The organism is Vibrio sp. 10N.286.52.F8 (genome assembly GCF_041468745.1).
Taxonomy (GTDB): Bacteria; Pseudomonadota; Gammaproteobacteria; order Enterobacterales; family Vibrionaceae; genus Vibrio; species Vibrio crassostreae_C.
The window spans coordinates 1-1,258 of the sequence record NZ_JBFRJF010000070.1; the positions used below are offsets into that span (position 1 = coordinate 1).

Consider the following 1,258-nt stretch of genomic DNA (forward strand, 5'->3'; position numbering starts at 1 on the left):
TGTAGTGGTACGCTGAATTTGGTCACTTAGTTAGAGGTGATATCATCACCTCATAAGTTAACAGGTGACACTATGACAAAACGTACAAGAAGACTATTTAGCGCTGAATTCAAATTAGAAGCGGCACAACTGGTTCTAGATCAGAACCACTCTGTGACAGAGGCTGCTCAAGCTATGAATGTTGGGAAGTCCACGATGGATAAGTGGGTTCGCCAACTAAAAGAGGAACGTCAGGGGAAAGCACCTAAAGCATCGCCGATGACGCCTGAGCAAATTGAAATACGTGAATTAAAAAAGAAGTTAGCTCGCCTTGAAGAGCATAATGAAATATTAAAAAAAGCCACGGCTCTGTTGATGTCGGACTCACTGAACAATTCTTGATAATCAAGAAACTCAAGCAGAGCCACAGCGTAAAAATATTATGTGAAGTGTTCAATGTTCATCGAAGCAGTTATAACTACTGGCGAAAACGTCCAGTAGAAATTGATGCCGAAACAGCAAAGCTCCGTAGTTTAGTTAGCGAGGCACATGCCGCAAGCAACGGTTCTGCGGGAGCGAGAACCATTGCTGACATAATAACGAGTCAGGGAACTAACCTGAGTCGCTACAGAGCAACGAAGTTCATGAAAGCCCTTGGTCTAGTGAGCTGCCAAGTGCCAAAACACAGGTATCGTAAAGCATCACAAGAACATATTGAGATCCCAAACCTCTTAGGCCGCCAGTTTGCAGTTACGGAGCCAAACAGAGTTTGGGTTGGTGACGTTACTTATGTTTGGACTGGCTATCGTTGGATGTACTTAGCCGTAGTTTTAGACCTGTTCGCTAGAAAAACGATTGGTTGGGCAATGTCATTATCGCCCGATAGTCGATTAACTCGTAAGGCTCTTGCCATGGCTTATGAGTCTCGTGGTAAACCACAGGGCGTCATGTTTCACAGCGATCAAGGCAGTCATTATACAAGCCGAAGTTATCGGCAATTACTGTGGCGCTTTCAGATCAAGCAAAGCTTATCTCGACGAGGAAATTGCTGGGATAATGCACCAATGGAACGCTTCTTTAGAAGCTTGAAGACGGAATGGATACCTACAGTAGGTTATCGGAGCTTTGCAGAGGCACAACAAGAAATTACTCGATACATTATTGGGTATTATTGCCAACTCCGCCCGCACCAATACAACGGTGGTTTGACTCCCAATGAATCAGAACGATTGTTCTGGTTAAACTCTAGGAACGTGGCCAATATCAGTTGACCACTACA

General features: G+C 44.4%; 1 protein-coding gene. It reads left to right on the forward strand.

Annotated elements, in window-relative coordinates; all coding sequences use genetic code 11:
* The first annotated feature begins 72 nt into the window (after nucleotides 1–72).
* A protein-coding gene (locus tag AB4133_RS21925; protein ID WP_102420178.1) for an IS3 family transposase occupies nucleotides 73–1,250 on the forward strand; the annotation gives its coding sequence in 2 pieces (ribosomal slippage) (nucleotides 73–331 and nucleotides 331–1,250; 1,179 coding nt in all).
* Nucleotides 1,251–1,258 lie beyond the last annotated feature (8 nt).